Source organism: Streptomyces spororaveus (assembly GCF_016755875.1).
Classification (GTDB): domain Bacteria; phylum Actinomycetota; class Actinomycetes; order Streptomycetales; family Streptomycetaceae; genus Streptomyces; species Streptomyces spororaveus.
The window spans coordinates 6210312-6226032 of record NZ_BNED01000005.1; the positions used below are offsets into that span (position 1 = coordinate 6210312).

The 15721-nt window shown below is 74.4% G+C and carries 15 protein-coding genes; 8 read left to right on the forward strand and 7 right to left on the reverse strand.

Annotation, left to right across the window (positions count from 1 at the left end; genetic code table 11):
- The first annotated feature begins 16 nt into the window (after positions 1-16).
- The 7 genes from Sspor_RS30510 to lgt all read left to right on the forward strand — a co-directional run bounded on the left by Sspor_RS30510 (position 17) and on the right by lgt (position 6177).
- Positions 17-520 (forward strand): DUF2752 domain-containing protein, encoded by a 504-nt coding sequence (locus Sspor_RS30510; RefSeq protein ID WP_202201975.1) that lies wholly within the window; start codon positions 17-19, stop codon positions 518-520.
- A gap of 172 nt (positions 521-692) precedes the next feature.
- A complete protein-coding gene (trpC, locus tag Sspor_RS30515; RefSeq protein ID WP_030012837.1) occupies positions 693-1502 on the forward strand; it encodes an indole-3-glycerol phosphate synthase TrpC in 810 nt (269 codons plus the stop codon).
- 9 nt (positions 1503-1511) lie between these two features.
- A complete protein-coding gene (trpM, locus tag Sspor_RS30520) occupies positions 1512-1721 on the forward strand; it encodes a tryptophan biosynthesis modulator TrpM (RefSeq protein WP_202201976.1) in 210 nt (69 codons plus the stop codon).
- Between the two features lie 205 nt (positions 1722-1926).
- Complete coding sequence (gene trpB, locus Sspor_RS30525) at positions 1927-3198, forward strand: tryptophan synthase subunit beta (protein WP_202201977.1); 1272 nt, start codon at positions 1927-1929, stop codon at positions 3196-3198.
- Positions 3195-4022, forward strand: coding sequence for a tryptophan synthase subunit alpha (gene trpA, locus Sspor_RS30530; protein WP_202201978.1), 828 nt, complete (start codon positions 3195-3197; stop codon positions 4020-4022). The genes trpB and trpA overlap by 4 nt, the downstream gene beginning before the upstream one ends.
- A gap of 108 nt (positions 4023-4130) precedes the next feature.
- A complete protein-coding gene (locus tag Sspor_RS30535; protein WP_202201979.1) occupies positions 4131-5105 on the forward strand; it encodes a DsbA family protein in 975 nt (324 codons plus the stop codon).
- Positions 5106-5193: 88 nt separating this feature from the next.
- On the forward strand, positions 5194-6177 hold the full coding sequence (gene lgt / locus Sspor_RS30540; RefSeq protein WP_202201980.1) for a prolipoprotein diacylglyceryl transferase: 984 nt from the start codon (positions 5194-5196) through the stop codon (positions 6175-6177).
- A 125-nt stretch (positions 6178-6302) separates the two neighbouring features.
- Here the strand turns inward: lgt and Sspor_RS30545 are convergent, their stop codons facing one another.
- The 7 genes from Sspor_RS30545 to Sspor_RS30575 all read right to left on the reverse strand — a co-directional run bounded on the left by Sspor_RS30545 (position 6303) and on the right by Sspor_RS30575 (position 14668).
- Entirely contained in the window at positions 6303-7118 is an 816-nt protein-coding gene (locus Sspor_RS30545; RefSeq protein WP_202201981.1) for an HpcH/HpaI aldolase/citrate lyase family protein, read from the reverse strand.
- Positions 7115-8290: a CaiB/BaiF CoA transferase family protein gene (locus Sspor_RS30550; RefSeq protein WP_202203965.1), complete on the reverse strand. Its 1176-nt coding sequence runs from the start codon at positions 8288-8290 to the stop codon at positions 7115-7117. Before Sspor_RS30550 ends, Sspor_RS30545 begins: the two co-directional genes overlap by 4 nt.
- Positions 8291-8499: 209 nt before the next feature.
- A complete protein-coding gene (gene rbsK / locus Sspor_RS30555) occupies positions 8500-9411 on the reverse strand; it encodes a ribokinase (RefSeq protein WP_202201982.1) in 912 nt (303 codons plus the stop codon).
- A complete protein-coding gene (locus Sspor_RS30560; protein WP_237404099.1) occupies positions 9408-10838 on the reverse strand; it encodes an ADP-ribosylglycohydrolase family protein in 1431 nt (476 codons plus the stop codon). Before Sspor_RS30560 ends, rbsK begins: the two co-directional genes overlap by 4 nt.
- Positions 10839-10969: 131 nt before the next feature.
- The gene (locus Sspor_RS30565) at positions 10970-12115 is read right to left on the reverse strand and encodes an ADP-ribosylglycohydrolase family protein (RefSeq protein WP_202201984.1); all 1146 of its coding nucleotides are present in this window, start codon (positions 12113-12115) and stop codon (positions 10970-10972) included.
- Positions 12116-12122: 7 nt separating this feature from the next.
- A complete protein-coding gene (locus tag Sspor_RS30570; RefSeq protein ID WP_372499621.1) occupies positions 12123-13685 on the reverse strand; it encodes an ADP-ribosylglycohydrolase family protein in 1563 nt (520 codons plus the stop codon).
- A complete protein-coding gene (locus Sspor_RS30575; RefSeq protein ID WP_237404100.1) occupies positions 13682-14668 on the reverse strand; it encodes an ADP-ribosylglycohydrolase family protein in 987 nt (328 codons plus the stop codon). The genes Sspor_RS30570 and Sspor_RS30575 overlap by 4 nt, the downstream gene beginning before the upstream one ends.
- Positions 14669-14927: 259 nt before the next feature.
- On the opposite strand from Sspor_RS30575, the gene Sspor_RS30580 reads away from it, so the two are divergent.
- Complete coding sequence (locus tag Sspor_RS30580) at positions 14928-15659, forward strand: VIT1/CCC1 transporter family protein (RefSeq protein ID WP_202201985.1); 732 nt, start codon at positions 14928-14930, stop codon at positions 15657-15659.
- The last annotated feature ends 62 nt before the right edge of the window (positions 15660-15721 follow it).

Here is a 15721-nt window from a genome sequence, read left to right on the forward strand (position 1 = left end):
GGCTGCGCCTTTTGTCATGAGCGGAGAGAATCAGCAGGTGGACGCCTTTCGCACCCCCGATGCCCCGCCGTCGCCGACGCCCGTGCCCGCGGGGCCGGGGCAGCCCGGGCCGGCGTCCCCGTCCCGGGCCATGCGCCTCGCCGTCCCGGCGTTCTACCTGGCCGGAGTCACCGCCGCGTTCGCGTACGTGGGCGCGGTGGATCCCAACGAGCCCGGCCACTACCCCGTGTGCCCGCTGTTCCGGCTGACGGGCGTCCTGTGCCCGGGCTGCGGCGGCCTGCGCAGCGCGCACGCCTTCGCGCACGGCGATCTGGTCACCGCTCTCGGGGCGAACGCGCTCGCGGTCGTGGGCTACTTCGTCTTCGCGGGGTTCATGGCCCTGTGGCTGGTCCGCGCGTTCCGCGGCGGGCCGACCCCGAGGATCGTCCTGCGGCGCCGGTACTGGTGGGCAATCGGTGCGCTGGCCCTGGTTTTCGTCATTGTCCGAAATCTCTCCTTCGGCTCCGCACTGGCGCCCTGAGCCCCCTGGGCAGGCCCTATGACGCACGGATTCCGAATGTCCAGTTACTGGGACGACGTCAACCGCGTGCGGAGGGCGACGCCTCCTGCGGATACCATTTGAGAGCCGACCTTGCGGTTGTACGTGTCTGCAAGGCGGCCGACCGTCATCGACCCGGAAGGGGGCCGCTCGCGTGAGTGTGCTCGACGAGATCATCGAAGGGGTCCGCGAAGACCTTGCCGAACGGCAGGCCCGCGTGAGCCTCGACGAGCTCAAGGAGCGTGCCGCCAAGGCGCCCCAGGCCAAGGACGGCGTCGCTGCCCTGCGCGGCGACAGCGTCAAGGTGATCTGCGAGGTCAAGCGCTCCAGCCCGTCCAAGGGCGCGCTGGCCGCCATCGCCGATCCGGCCGGGCTCGCCGCCGACTACGAGGCTGGCGGTGCGGCGGTCATCTCCGTCCTCACCGAGCAGCGCCGATTCGGCGGCTCGCTGGCCGACCTGGAGGCCGTCCGCGCCCGCGTGGACATCCCGATCCTGCGCAAGGACTTCATCGTCACGGCGTACCAGCTCTGGGAGGCCCGGGCCTACGGCGCCGACCTCGTCCTGCTGATCGTCGCGGCCCTGGAGCAGGAGGCCCTCGTCTCCCTCATCGAGCGGGCCGAGTCCATCGGTCTCACCCCGCTCGTCGAGGTCCACGACGAGGAGGAAGTGGAGCGCGCGGTCGCCGCGGGCGCCAAGATCATCGGCGTCAACGCCCGCAACCTCAAGGACCTCAAGGTCGACCGCTCCACCTTCGAGCGCGTCGTCGGCGAGATCCCGGACCACATCGTCAAGATCGCCGAGTCCGGCATCCGTGGCCCGCACGACCTGATCGCCTACGCCAACGAGGGCGCCGACGCCGTCCTCGTCGGGGAGTCGCTGGTGACCGGCCGCGACCCGAAGGCGGCCGTGGCCGACCTCGTCGCCGCAGGCGCCCACCCCGCACTGCGCCACGGGCGGAGCTGACCCGCACCCATGGCCCACGACCGCTCCTCCGTCCGCACCCGGCCGGGCTCCCGCCCGGTCGCCGTGCCGACGGCGCACGCGCCCCTGGCGCGCGGCTGCCGCCCTCGCGGCTGCCGCGCCCCGGCCCGGCGCGTCCACGGGCGGCGGGTCCGGTACGTGATCGGCTCCGAGCCCGGTCAGGTCAACGGCATGCGATGGCGCCGCGGAGGCGCGCTGTAACGAGGGCCGCAGCGGCCCGGTACGCGAGACGTACCGCGCCGCGGGCAGCTCCCGTACGGCCTGACGTCCCGGGCCGCCGGCTCCGGACGCGGGCCGCTCCGCACCGTACGCGCGACATCCCCCAGCGGGGTGTGCGCGGTACGCGCGGGCGGCGCAATACGGTGAATCCACCCCGCCGCATCTCGCACCCGTAGGAGCACTGGACATGTCCAGCGAGTTCTTCATTCCGGACCCGGAGGGTCACGTCCCCAACGCCGAGGGTTACTTCGGCGACTTCGGCGGCAAGTTCATCCCGGAGGCGCTCGTCGCCGCCGTGGACGAGGTCGCCGTCGAGTACGAGAAGGCCAAGGGCGACCCGGCCTTCGCGGACGAGCTCAACGACCTCATGGTCAACTACACCGGCCGCCCGAGCGCCCTCACCGAGGTGCCCCGCTTCGCCGAGCACGCCGGCGGCGCCCGGGTCTTCCTCAAGCGCGAGGACCTCAACCACACCGGCTCGCACAAGATCAACAACGTGCTGGGCCAGGCGCTGCTCACCAAGCGCATGGGCAAGACCCGCGTCATCGCCGAGACCGGCGCCGGACAGCACGGCGTGGCCACCGCCACCGCCTGCGCGCTCTTCGGCCTCGACTGCACCATCTACATGGGCGAGATCGACACCCAGCGCCAGGCCCTCAACGTCGCCCGCATGCGCATGCTGGGCGCCGAGGTCATCGCCGTGAAGTCCGGCTCGCGCACCCTCAAGGACGCGATCAACGAGGCGTTCCGCGACTGGGTCGCCAACGTGGACCGCACCCACTACCTCTTCGGTACGGTCGCCGGCCCGCACCCCTTCCCGGCCATGGTCCGCGACTTCCACCGGGTCATCGGAGTCGAGGCCCGCCGCCAGATCCTGGAGCGCGCCGGCCGGCTGCCCGACGCCGTCGCGGCCTGCGTCGGCGGCGGCTCCAACGCCATCGGCCTCTTCCACGCCTTCATCCCGGACACCGACGTCCGCCTGGTCGGCTTCGAGCCCGCCGGGCACGGCGTCGAGACCGGCGAGCACGCGGCCACGCTGACCGCGGGCGAGCCCGGGATCCTGCACGGCTCCCGCTCCTACGTCCTCCAGGACGAGGAGGGCCAGATCACCGAGCCGTACTCCATCTCGGCCGGCCTGGACTACCCGGGCATCGGCCCGGAGCACTCCTACCTCAAGGACTCCGGCCGCGGCGAGTACCGCGCGGTCACCGACGACGCGGCGATGCAGGCCCTGCGCCTGCTCTCGCGCACCGAGGGGATCATCCCGGCGATCGAGTCGGCGCACGCCCTCGCCGGTGCCCTGGACCTGGGCCGCGAGCTGGGCAAGGACGGCCTGATCGTCGTCAACCTGTCCGGTCGCGGCGACAAGGACATGGACACGGCCGCCCGCTACTTCGGGCTGTACGACACCGACGGTGAAGTCGCCGACAACGAGTTCTCCGAGGGGGACGACAAGTGAGCTCCACGCACGGGCGCGGCAACATCGAGCTGCTGAGCGCCACCCTCGCCAAGGCGAAGTCCGAGGACCGCGCGGCCCTCGTCGCCTACCTCCCCGCGGGCTTCCCGACCGTCGGCGGCGGCATCGAGGCGGTCAAGGCCGTCATCGCCGGAGGCGCGGACGTCGTCGAGATCGGCCTGCCGCACAGCGACCCGGTCCTCGACGGGCCGGTCATCCAGACCGCCGACGACATCGCCCTGCGGGGCGGCGTCAAGATCGCCGACGTGCTCCGCACGGTCCGCGAGGCCCACGAGGCGACCGGCGCCCCGATCCTGGTGATGACCTACTGGAACCCCATCGACCGCTACGGCGTCGAGCGGTTCACGGCCGAGCTGGCGGCCGCGGGCGGCGCCGGCTGCATCCTGCCCGACCTGCCGGTCCAGGAGTCCGCGCTGTGGCGCGAGCACGCGGAGAAGCACGGTCTGGCGACCGTCTTCGTCGTGGCTCCCAGCAGCAAGGACGCCCGCCTGGCCACCATCACGGCGGCCGGCTCCGGCTTCGTCTACGCCGCCTCCCTCATGGGAGTCACCGGAACCCGCGAGTCCGTCGGCAACCAGGCCGCGGACCTGGTGCGGCGCACCCGCGCCACCAGCGACCTGCCGGTCTGCGTCGGCCTCGGCGTCTCCAACGCCGCCCAGGCCAAGGAGGTCGCGGGCTTCGCCGACGGCGTGATCGTCGGCTCGGCCTTCGTGAAGCTGCTCCTGGACGCGCCGGACCTGCCGGCCGGACTGGACGCCGTACGGGCGCTCGCGGGCGAGCTCGCGCGGGGCGTACGCCGGAGCTGACGCCCGTTCGATCACAGGCACGGATGTCTGATCGGGTTCTGTAGCCCGATCGGGTGGAAGTGCGGGCAGGGAGGCACGCGAGTGCCTCCCTGCTTCGTTTGGCGGAGCGTGAGCGAGAAGAACGACGGTGCGAACCGCGATGCGACGAAACGATCGGCCCGGGAACGACTCCTCGTGGAGCGCGAGCGGCAGAAGACCCGGGACAAGCGACGGCGGACCCTCGTCGTGGCGGCGGCGGTGGTCGGCGTCCTCGGCCTGGCGACCGTCGTGGGCGTGATCGCGGCCAACACCGGCAAGAGCGGCTCCGCCAAGGCGGGCCCCGTGGTCGCCCCTTCCGGGGCCACCGGAAAGGACGCCCTCGCCATCCAGGTGGGCAAGCCCGAGGCGAAGTCCTCCCTCACCGTGTGGGAGGACTTCCGCTGCCCCTCCTGCAAGTTCTTCGAGGACAACTACCGCGACGTCATCCACGACCTGGAGGCCAAGGGGCTGCTCAAGGTCGACTACCACCTGGTCACGCTCATCGACCGGAGGATGGGCGGCAGCGGCTCGCTGAAGGCGGCCAACGCGGCCGCCTGCGCGCAGGACGCCGGCAAGTTCACCGAGTACCACGACCTCCTCTTCCAGAACCAGCCGCAGGAGGTCGACGACGCCTTCGGCAAGGACGCCAAGCTGCTGGAACTGGCGGGCAAGGTCGACGGGCTGGACACCCCCGCGTTCCGCTCGTGCGTCGAGGACGGCACGCACAACAGCTGGGTGACCAAGTCGGACGGCGCCTTCACCGCCGGACAGTTCCGCGGCACCCCGACCGTGCTTCTGAACGGCAAGGACATCCTTTCCGACCAGGCCAACCAGGTGACCCCGCAGAAGCTGAAGGAGCAGGTGGAAGCCGCGGCCGGGGTCGTGAAGCCGGCACCGTCCGCCAGCCCGACGCCCGGATCCGGGGGGAAGAACGGGGCCAAGGCCTCGTCGTCCGCGTCGCGGACGGGCTCCGGTTCGTCCGGTTCATCCGGCTCGTCCACCGGATCGTCCACCCGGTCCGGCGGCACCTCGACCGGGACCTCGAACGGCTCCTCGGGAGACTGATCACGGCCCGTTCCAGGTCTGGATTTGGTTTCGTCCTGCCGGGTGGGTTGCGGTGCGCACCGCCCGGCAGGGTAGCGTCATGTCTGCCATGGACATTGCTTACATCCCCAGTCCGTCGACCGGCGTGATCCATCTCGGACCGATCCCGCTCCGCGGCTACGCGTTCTGCATCATCATCGGCGTCTTCGTCGCCGTCTGGCTCGGCAACAAGCGGTGGATCGCGCGCGGCGGAAAGCCGGGCACGGTCGCGGACATCGCCGTGTGGGCCGTGCCCTTCGGCCTGGTCGGTGGTCGCCTCTACCACGTGATCACCGACTACCAGCTCTACTTCGGCGAGGGCCGGGACTGGGTCGACGCCTTCAAGATCTGGGAGGGCGGACTCGGCATCTGGGGCGCCATCGCGCTCGGCGCGGTGGGTGCCTGGATCGGCTGCCGCCTGCGCGGGATCCCGCTGCCGGCCTGGGCGGACGCCCTGGCCCCGGGTATCGCGCTGGCCCAGGCCTGCGGGCGCTGGGGCAACTGGTTCAACCAGGAGCTGTACGGCCGGGCCACCGATCTGCCGTGGGCGGTGGAGATCACCGCGGGCCCGAACCGGGACGCCGGGACCTACCACCCGACCTTCCTGTACGAGTCGCTGTGGTGCGTCGGCGTCGCGTTCCTGGTGATCTGGGCCGACCGCCGCTTCAAGCTCGGCCACGGACGGGCCTTCGCCCTGTACGTCGCCGCGTACTGCGTCGGCCGGGGCTGGATCGAGTACATGCGCGTCGACGAGGCGCACCACATCCTGGGCGTCCGGCTGAACGTCTGGACCTCGATCGTCGTCTTCGTGCTCGCGGTCGTCTACCTGGTGCTGTCGGCGAAGCTGCGGCCGGGCCGTGAGACGGTCGTCGAGCCGGACACCTCCGGCGGCAAGGACGGTGCCGACGCGGCTCCGGCCGACGCGGACGCCGCCACCGGGGCCGCTGACGCCGAGAAGCCCGAGCCCGCCGAGGCCAAGACGCCCGTCCTCACGAAGGACGCCCCCGCCAAGGCCGAGGCCGAGGCCGAAGCCCCGGAGCCGGGCAAGCGCTGACCTGACCGCTCCGCGAAGGGGGGTGCCGCATACAGCGGCACTCCCCTTCGCGTTCGCCCCATCCGGCCCCGCCGGCGTTTGAGGCGCGGGGTCCGGGGCGGAGCCCTGGGATACGGCGGCCGGGGTCAGCGGGCCGCCATGCGCGCGGCGAGGGCCAGGGTGCGGTGCGCCGCGGCCACCACCGCCGGATCCACGAACCGGCCGTCGGGCAGAGCCAGCGCACCCGGGGTGGCCCGGGCGGCGCTCAGCACCTCCACGGCGGAGCTGACCTCCTCGGGCGCCGGGAGGTAGGCCCGCTCGATCACCTGGAGCTGGCGCGGATGGATCGCCGCCCGGCCGAGGAACCCCAGGGCGCGGCCCCGGGCGCACGAGACGGCCAGCGACTCCAGGTCCCGGATGTCCGGGAACACCGACTGCGCCGGGGGAGCCAGCCCCGCCGCCCGGGCCGCGACCACCACCCGGGAGCGGCACCAGTCCAGGCCCGTCTCCGCGCTGACGGCCAGGTCGGCCCGCAGGTCCGCCTCGCCGAGGGAGAGCCCGCGCAGGGCGGGGTGCGCGCGGGCGATCTCGTAGGCGCGCTCCACGCCCACGGCCGATTCGAGCAGGGCGTGCAGGCTGACCCCGCCGGTGCGGTCGGCGACGGCCGTGATCTGCCCCGGGGCGCTGATCTTGGGCAGCCGCAGCCCCGCGAGGCCGTGCAGACCGCCGAGCGCGGTGAGGTCGGCGCCGCCCCAGGGGGAGTCCAGGGCGTTCACGCGGACGTGGACGGGGAGCGGGGGCCGTTCGGCCAGCAGCTCGGCGGTCGCGGCGCGGGCGTACTCCTTCCGTGAGGCCGGTACCGCGTCCTCCAGGTCGACGATGACGGCGTCCGCCCCGCAGCCGAGGGCCTTGGCGACCACCTCCGGGCGGTCTCCGGGCGCGTACAGCCAGGTCAGGATCACAGGGCTCCCTCGGTCCGCAGTGCGGTGATCTCGGACCCGGTCAGTCCGAGCTCGGTCAGGACCTCGTCGGTGTCCGCGCCGTGCGGGCGGCCCGCCCAGCGGATCCCGCCGGGGGTCTCGGAGAGCCGGAAGAGGATGTTCTGCATGCGGAGCGGGCCCAGCTCCGGGTCCTCGACCTCGGTGACGGTGTCGAGGGCGGCGAACTGCGGGTCGGCCATCACGTCCCGGACGTCGTAGACCTGGGCGACGGCCGCCTCGGCGTCCTCGAACGCGGCGACGACCTCCTCGGCCTTGTGCCGGGCGATCCAGCCGCCGACCGCGTCGTCCAGTACATCCGCGTGCCGGGCCCGCCCGGCGCCGGTCGCGAACCAGGGCTCGGCGATCAGCTCGGGCCGGCCCACCAGCCGCACGACCCGTTCGGCGATGGACTGCGCGGAGGCGGAGACCGCCAGCCAGCGGCCGTCGGCGCTGCGGTAGGTGTTGCGGGGGGCGTTGTTCGCGGAGCGGTTGCCGGTGCGCGGCTGGACGTAGCCGAGCTGGTCGTACCAGAGCGGGTGCGGGCCGAGGACGGTGAGGATCGGCTCGACGATCGCCAGGTCCACTACCTGGCCGTGCCCGGTACGGTCGCGGCCGGCGAGGGCCGTCATCACGGCGTACGCGCAGGTCAGCGCGGCGATCGAGTCGGCGAGCCCGAAAGGCGGCAGCGTCGGCGGACCCTCCGGCTCCCCGGTGATCGAGGCGAACCCGCTCATCGCCTCGGCGAGGGTGCCGAAGCCCGGCCGGTGGGCGTACGGGCCGTACTGGCCGAAGGCCGTGACGCGCGCGAGCACCAGGCGCGGGTTGGCGGCGGACAGCTCGGGCCAGCCCAGCCCCCACTTCTCCAGCGTGCCGGGGCGGAAGTTCTCGATGACCACGTCGGCGGTGGCGGCGAGGCGCAGCAGGGTGTCCCGGCCGCCCGGCGTGGACAGGTCGAGGGTCATCGTCCGTTTGTTCCGGCCGAGGAGCTTCCACCACAGGCCGATGCCGTCCTTGGCGGGGCCGTGGCCGCGCGAGGGGTCGGGGCGGCCGGGGTGCTCGACCTTGACGACCTCGGCGCCGAAGTCGCCCAGCAGGGTGGCGGCCAGCGGCCCGGCGAAGAGGGTGGCCAGGTCGAGCACGCGGAGCCCTTCCAGTGGCCCTTGCCCTGGCCGGGCTTCGGCGGGGGCGGGGGCGGTGGCGGTGGCTTCGGTGGGGCCGGGCGCGCGCCGGGGCGTCTCCTCGGGCGCCGAACGGTGCCCGGGGCCGGAAAGCGCGGCGGTGGTGCGTTCCGCGCCCTGCGGGGATCGCCCCGACACACTCCCGGCCCCGCCGGAGCAGCTCGCGGGCCGGCGCCCGTCGGAGGTCACGAGGCGGCTCCGCGCTGCGCCGCGGCGAAGGCGTCGGTCTCCGCGCGGGTCGGCATCGAGTCCTGGGCTCCCGGGCGCTGGACGGAGAGCGCCGCCGCCGCCGAGGCCCAGCGCAGGGCCTCGGGCATCGGCCGGCCCTCACCCAGGGCCACGGCGAGGGCGCCGACGAAGGTGTCCCCGGCGGCGGTCGTGTCCATGGCCCGCACCCGGGGCGCGGGCACCGTCAGCGGCTCCCGGCCGCGGGCGGCGTACAGCACCCCCGCCGCGCCGAGCGTGACCACCACCTCGGGCACGTCGGCCAGCAGGGCCTCGGCGGCCTGCAGGGGGTCGGTGAGCCCGGTGAGGGCGGCCGCCTCGTGCTCGTTGGGGACGAGGAGGTCGGTGGCGGCGAGCAGATCGGCGGGCAGCGGCCGGGCGGGTGCCGGGGTGAGCACCGTGCGGACGCCGTGCGCGCGGGCGGCGCGGGCCCCGGCGAGGACGGCGGACAGCGGCAGTTCGAGCTGGAGGAGGAGGGCACCGGCGGCGGCGATCCGTGCCTCGTCACCCGCCTCCAGACCGGTGACGGCGGCGTTCGCGCCGGGGATGACGATGATGCTGTTGCCGCCCTCGTCGTCCACCGTGATGTGGGCGGTGCCGCTGGCGCCCTCGACGGTCCGCAGGGCCGCGGTGTCGACCCGGGCCGCGGTGAGCGCGGAGCGCAGCCGTACGCCGAACTCGTCGGCCCCGACCGCGCCGATCATCACCACCTCCCCGCCGGCGCGGGCCGCGGCGACGGCCTGGTTGGCGCCCTTGCCGCCGGGGACCGTGCGGAAGGCCCGGCCGGTGACGGTCTCCCCGAGGCGGGGGGCCTTGGGGACGTAGGCGACGAGGTCCATGTTCGTACTGCCGAGCACGGCGATGGCCGTCATGAGCGTGCTGCCTCCTGTGCGGTGAGGTGGGCGAGGGTGTCGAAGCCGATGCCGTCGAAGCCGGGGACGGTGGTGGCGAGACGGTTCTTGAGGGGCGCGGTCCAGCGGTGCCCGATGCCCTCCGGGGAGCCGGCGAGCAGACCGGCGAGGGCGCCGGCGGTGGCCCCGTTGGAGTCGGTGTCCCAGCCGCCGGACACGGCGCGGCAGACGGAGCGGGTGAAGTCCCCGTCCGCGTGGGTGAGGGCGGCGGCGATCAGCGCGGTGTTGGGGACGGCGTGGACCCAGTGGTAGTGCCCGTAGCGGGCGTGCAGCCGGTCGACGACGAGGTCGAAGTCGCTCTCCCGGCCGGCCGTCCGGATCCCGAAGCGGACGGCCTCGGCGAGGCGGGAGCGGGGCGGTACGAAGGCCAGCCCGGTCCGCAGCGCGGTGTGGACGTCCGTCCGGCCGGTGGCGGCGGTGGCGGTGGCGGCGGCGATGAAGAGGGCGGCGTAGACGCCGTTGCCGGTGTGGGTCAGGGCGGCGTCCCGGTAGGCCTGGGCCGCGGCGGCGGCCGGGTCGCCCGGGTTGGTCCAGCCGTGGACGTCGGCGCGGATGAGGGCGCCGATCCACTCGCGGAAGGGGTTGTGGTGGGTGGCGGTGACGGGCGGCTCCAGGCCGAGGAGGAGATTGCGGTAGGCGACGCGCTCGGCGGTGAAGGTCCGCCCGGCGGGCAGCTCGTCGAGCCAGAGGCGGGCCACGTCGGCGGTGGTGAAGGTCTTGCCGTGCCGCTGGAGCAGGAGCAGTCCGAGGAGGGGGTAGTTGAGGTCGTCGTCCTCGGGCATGCCGTCGATGTTCTCGGCGAGGGAGGTGGGGGCGGAACGGCGGTTCCACGGGTGGGCGGCCAGCACCTCCGGTGGTACGCCGCGTTCGCTGAACCAGTCGTCGAGCGGCCAGTTGCCGCCGGCGCGGCCCAGCGCCCGGATCCCCTCCAGCGGCAGCTTCTCGACGGGCTTCCCGAGCAGGCACCCGACGGCCCGCCCGAGCCAGGCGGCCTCCAGCCTGGTCCGCAGTCCGGGATCCGGCCGCGCGGCTGCGGGCCCGGTCCGCGGCACGGGTTCCGGGTCGGCGTCCGGGTCCCGGATACCGGTGGACGGGGATCCGGGGGGCATGCAGCCGGTCCCGCAGGCCTTGGTGATGTCCGGCCAGGACTGGGGTTCGTCGGTGCGGGAGGGGGGTGGGAGGGCCGCCAGGGCGTCCAGGAGGCGGACGGCCAGCGCCCGGAGTTCCGGTGGGGCCGGGGCGGGGGAGGCGCCGGCGCGGTCCGGGGCGGGAGAGCCGCCCGCCGCGAGCCAGGCGCGCAGGGCGGGACCCGCATCCCGGCCGTCCTCGGCGGCCTGGCGCAGCTCGTGCCCGACCAGGTCCTCGGGCTGGGCCCAGGTGAGCCGCACGGGCCCGTGCCCCGGGCCGGGTTCCGGGTCCGCCCCGGGCTCCCGAGGGGGGCGGTGCCGGGCCGGGTCCGGGGCGTCGCGGGATTCCGGCGGGCGCGCGGGAGCGGCCGGGGCCGGTCCGGCGGTGCCCGTCACCGGGGGTCCGCGATCGCGGTGAAGGCCGATTCGTGCGACCTGCGGCGGGAGCGGTCGAGGGCGAAGACCTCCCGGGCCACCGCGGCCATCGCCTCGGCGGGGGCGTGCAGGTCGAGGCGGCTGGCCTCGGCGACCTGCTTGGCCCAGGCGGCCGGGACCGCGGCCTCGCCGCCCAGGGCCCCGGCGATCGCCCCCGCCATGGTGGCGATGGAGTCGCAGTCCCGGCCGTAGTTGACCGCGCCGAGGACCGCCGTCTCGTACCGTCCGTCCGCGACGAGCAGCATCCCCAGCGCGACCGGGAGTTCCTCGATGGCGTGCAGGCGGGACGGGCGGCGGGCGTCCAGCGAGGGCGCGCGGTAGTCCGGGCCGACCGAGTCGTACGGGGCCACCGCCGCCCGCAGCGGCGCCAGCGCCGACTCGAAGTCCCGGTGCCCGGCGGCCACTTCCCGGACGGCGGCGATCGCCGCGCGCGTGCCGTCCTTGGCCAGGGACAGGGCCGTGTCCACCACCGACGACGCCGTCGCCCCCGGTACGCACGCCGCCGCCACCGCCGCCGCGAACACGCCCGCCGCCTCCCGGCCGTACGAGGACTGGTGCGCACCGGCGATGTCCAGCGCCTCCGCGTACGCGCCCGCCGGATTGCCCGCGTTGGCGATGCCCACCGGTGCCATGTACATCGCCGCGCCGCAGTTGACGATGTTGCCGCTGCCGGCCTCGCGGGGGTCGGCGTGGGCGTAGTGCAGCCGGGTCACGATCCACTTCTCGGCGAGGAAGATCCGCTGGAGCGGCAGGGCTTCGGCTTCCAGCTCCGGAATCCAGCGGGGGGTGGACATCAGGTCGGGGACCAGGTGCTCGGCGACCGCGTAGGCGTCGAGGTGGTCCCGTACCGCTTCGTAGACCCGCACCAGCGCGTGCGTCATCAAGGTGTCGTCCGTGACGTGCCCGTCGCCCTTGTGGTACGGCGCGATGGGGCGGGCCGTACGCCAGTCCTCGTACCAGGGGCCGACGATGCCGTGCACGCGGCCGCCGTGCCGTTCCACGATCTGGTCCGGGGTCCAGCCCTCCACCGGGCCGCCGAGCGCGTCGCCGACGGCGGCTCCGACGAGAGCGCCGCGGGCCCGGTCCTCCAACGTGAGCGTCATGTCCGAATCATCCCTTGGGTGAGGTGAGTTCCGTGGCCGCGAGGAGCGCGGCGAGTTCCACGAGGTCGGTGCCGGCGAGGCGGGGGAGGGCGCAGCCGGAGAGGGTGCGGCAGGCCTCGCGCCAGGCGGCGGGGATCGAGTCGCCGCCGCCGAGTACGCCGGTCAGCGCTCCGGCCAGGGCGGGCGCGGAGTCCGCGACACGGGACAGGCAGGCGGCGGCCGGTACGGCCTCGGTCATCCTGCCGCGGGCCGCGGTGGCGAGGGCGAGGGCCACGGGGACGGTCTCGGCCGCGGCGATCCCGTAGCTGTAGACGTGGTCGACGATCTCGTGTTCGAGGGTGGGGACGATGGCGAAGGCGCCGCCGCCGTCGGTGCGGGTGCGGGCGAGCCGGACGGCGTGCCGGGCGTTGCGGCCGATCTCGGTGGCCTCGGGGAGCTGGGCGAGGGCGGCATCCACGGCGGCGTCGACGTCGGGGGTGGTGAGCGCGGTGGCGATGGCGGCCGCCATGGCACGGGCACCGTGCACCCCGTCGCCGTCCTGGGTGTAGCGGGCGTCGAACTCGGCGAGGTCGGCCGCGGCGCGGGCGTCTCCGGGATGGACGACGGCGAGGACGCAGGCGCGGACGCAGGCGGCGTCGTCGAAGTAGTGCGGGTTGTCGTGGCCGGTGGCGGGCGGGCGCAGGCCGGTGGCGAGATTGCCGAGGCCGGCGCGGACGGAGATCCGGGCGCGGAGGGGGAGGACGGCGGACTCGACCTCGGGCGCGCGTTCCGCTGCCGCGGCGACCTCGGAGGCCAGGGCGTTCCACGCGAGGTCGATGGCCGCGCGCATCCTTCTCGACCTGCTGAGGTCGCTGAGGAGGACGCCGGCGGCGGTGAGCACGGACTCGGCGACGAAGGCGGCCCACTCGGCGTCGTCGGAGGGGCCGAGGCGGAGGGGCTCGGGGGGCTGGTTGAGGGCGATGGGGACGGGGAGGGTGGTGGTGGCGTTCTGCTCGGCGAAGGTGTCGAGCTCGCGGGTCAGGCGGCGGGTCCACTCGGGCATGCGGCTGGCGCGGTGCCGGGCGGCGGGCCACCCGGCCGCGTCGCCCGCGGCGAGCCCGAGGAGGAGGCCTTCGATGGGGCGGGCCGGTTTCCCCGCGGGGAGCCCGGCGGACTGCTCCCGGGCCAGGACCCCGGCCCCGGCCCGGACCACGATCCGGGACCCCGTCCCGGGGGCGGGCGCGAGGACGCCTCCGGCCGCACCCGGGGCCCGCGTCGCCTCGGGCAGTGCCGGCCCACCCGGGCCCGTACCCGTGACCGGGCCCGCCGGCAGCATGCGCGCCGCCGCCCGGCCGACCGGGGCCGGGCCTAGGGGCTTGGGCTCCGCCGGAGCCGTCGGCGGGGCCGGCAGGGCGCGTGGCGGCGCCTCGGCGAGGCCCGGTCCGCCCGACTGCGGGCCACCGGAGAGCTGCTCGGCGGGAGCCGGATCCGTGGCGGGCGGGGGGTTCCGGAGGACCCGCCCGGTCGGGGCGGGGCTCGGCTCGGGCGGGGGCGGGGACGTGGTGGTCACGTCGTCCGGGGAGAGGGTCATCGGGCGGCCTCGCATTCCGGGGTGAGGAGGTCCGCGATGTCCAGGACGTGGTAGCCCCGCATCGAGGGGAGGCAGCTGCCGCGGACCGGGCCGATGGCCGAGGACCAGGCGGCGGGGATCGCGGCGGCGCCCGACAGCGCGCCGGCCAGGGCGCCCGCCACCGCCGCCGTGGTGTCGGCGTCGCGGCCCATGTTCACCGCGGTGAGGACGGAGGACGGGAAGTCGCCCCGGCACGCGGCGAACGCCCCGAAGGCCAGGCCGACCGCCTCCGGGGCCAGGTCCGTCCACGGGTAGCCGCCGATGACCACCGCCGAGCGCACCGCACGTTCACCCCGCGGGGCGGCGGTGACCGCCCGGCGCAGGGAGCGGGCCGTCCAGGAGTCGGACGGGATGACGGACAGGGCCGCCGACACCACCGAGGCCGGGGAGCCCCCGGCCATGGCCGCGGCCACGCCCGCCGCGACCGCCTGGCCGCCGTAGATGCCCTCGCCGTCGTGGCTGACCGAGCCGTCGATGGCGACGAGCCGGGCCGCTTCCGCGGGCCGGCCCGCGGCGAAGACGCCGAACGGCGCGGCCCGCATGGCCAGGCCGTCGGACCAGGCGTGCCGGTGCTGCGCCGAGATGGGCGCGGCCAGGCCCCGGCGGAGGTTCTCCAGGGTGCCGCGCTCCGAGAACCCGGCGCCCCGGAACGGCCCTTCGTCCAGGTCGGCGATCCAGTGGTGCCAGGCCCGCTCCACGTGGGAGACGGTGAGCGCCGAGCCGTGCCGGGCCAGCAGCAGCCCCGAGAAGATCGCGTACTCGGTGTCGTCCGTGCCCGCGGGGTCCTCGGACACGAACCCCTCGATGCGGCCCCATCTGGCCCGGATCTCCGACGGCTTCATGTTCTCGGCGGGGGCGCCCAGCGCGTCGCCCACCGCGAGTCCGAGAAGAGCGCCCCTGGCCCGTTCGAGGAGGACCTGCGGATTGCATGCAATCAGCTTCACCGGCTCCATGGCGCGCCTCTCCCACATTGGATGGGGCTCATCATGAGCCCTTGGGGGATTTGTGCCATGGCATGTGGTTTGTCGCTCGTCGCGAAACACCCCGAGAACACCCCCGTCACCCGGTCGCCGACCCACAAAAGCCCAGGTAAGTACGGCCTTCCTTGCTGGCGGGCGGCAGAAATCGTGCGTAGTTTCGAGGTGTTCAGGGGGAGCGGGACGACCCACGCCGTCCGTACGCACATTTGGGGAGATTCCACGCATGTCCATCATCGACATCGAAGCACCGCTGCACACCGCGCACCGTGACAACCACACCCACCGCGACGTCAACGGTGGATGGCTGCGGCCGGCCGTCTTCGGGGCCATGGACGGGCTCGTCTCCAACCTCGCCCTGATGACCGGTGTGGCCGGCGGCGCCGTCGCCCCGCAGACCGTCGTCATCACCGGGCTGGCGGGTCTCGCGGCCGGCGCCTTCTCGATGGCGGCCGGCGAATACACCTCCGTCGCCTCGCAGCGCGAACTGGTCCTCGCCGAACTGGACGTGGAGCGCCAGCAGTTGCGCAAGCACCCGGTCGACGAGATGGAGGAGCTCGCCGAGCTCTACGTCTCCCGCGGGGTCGAGCCGTCGCTCGCCCGTGAGGTCGCCATGCAGCTGTCGCGCGATCCCGAGCAGGCGCTGGAGATCCACGCCCGCGAGGAGCTCGGGATCGACCCCGACGACCTGCCCTCGCCGCTGGTCGCCGCGGTCTCGTCCTTCGGTTCCTTCGCGCTGGGTGCGCTGCTGCCCGTACTGCCGTACCTGCTCGGTGCCACGGCCCTGTGGCCCGCGGTGCTGCTCGCGCTGGTCGGCCTCTTCGCCTGCGGTGCGGTCGTCTCCCGGGTCACCGCCCGGTCCTGGTGGTACAGCGGCGTACGCCAGCTGGTCCTGGGTGGCGCGGCCGCCGGTGTGACGTACATCCTGGGAACCTGGATCGGCGCAGCCATAGGCTGACCGCCCCTGGAGTGAGACACTATGCAGTACGCAACATAAGTAGTCCGTTACCCGGCGGTTTC

Coding starts and splice junctions, on each gene's coding strand:
- Sspor_RS30510 (WP_202201975.1), top strand. CDS start 17: ATGAGCGGAGAGAATCAGCAGGTGGACGCCTTTCGCACCCCCGATGCC.
- trpM (WP_202201976.1), top strand. CDS start 1,512: ATGGCCCACGACCGCTCCTCCGTCCGCACCCGGCCGGGCTCCCGCCCG.
- trpB (WP_202201977.1), top strand. CDS start 1,927: ATGTCCAGCGAGTTCTTCATTCCGGACCCGGAGGGTCACGTCCCCAAC.
- lgt (WP_202201980.1), top strand. CDS start 5,194: ATGGACATTGCTTACATCCCCAGTCCGTCGACCGGCGTGATCCATCTC.
- rbsK (WP_202201982.1), bottom strand. CDS start 9,411: ATGACGGCCATCGCCGTGCTCGGCAGTACGAACATGGACCTCGTCGCC.
- Sspor_RS30565 (WP_202201984.1), bottom strand. CDS start 12,115: ATGACGCTCACGTTGGAGGACCGGGCCCGCGGCGCTCTCGTCGGAGCC.
- Sspor_RS30570 (WP_372499621.1), bottom strand. CDS start 13,685: ATGACCCTCTCCCCGGACGACGTGACCACCACGTCCCCGCCCCCGCCC.
- Sspor_RS30580 (WP_202201985.1), top strand. CDS start 14,928: ATGTCCATCATCGACATCGAAGCACCGCTGCACACCGCGCACCGTGAC.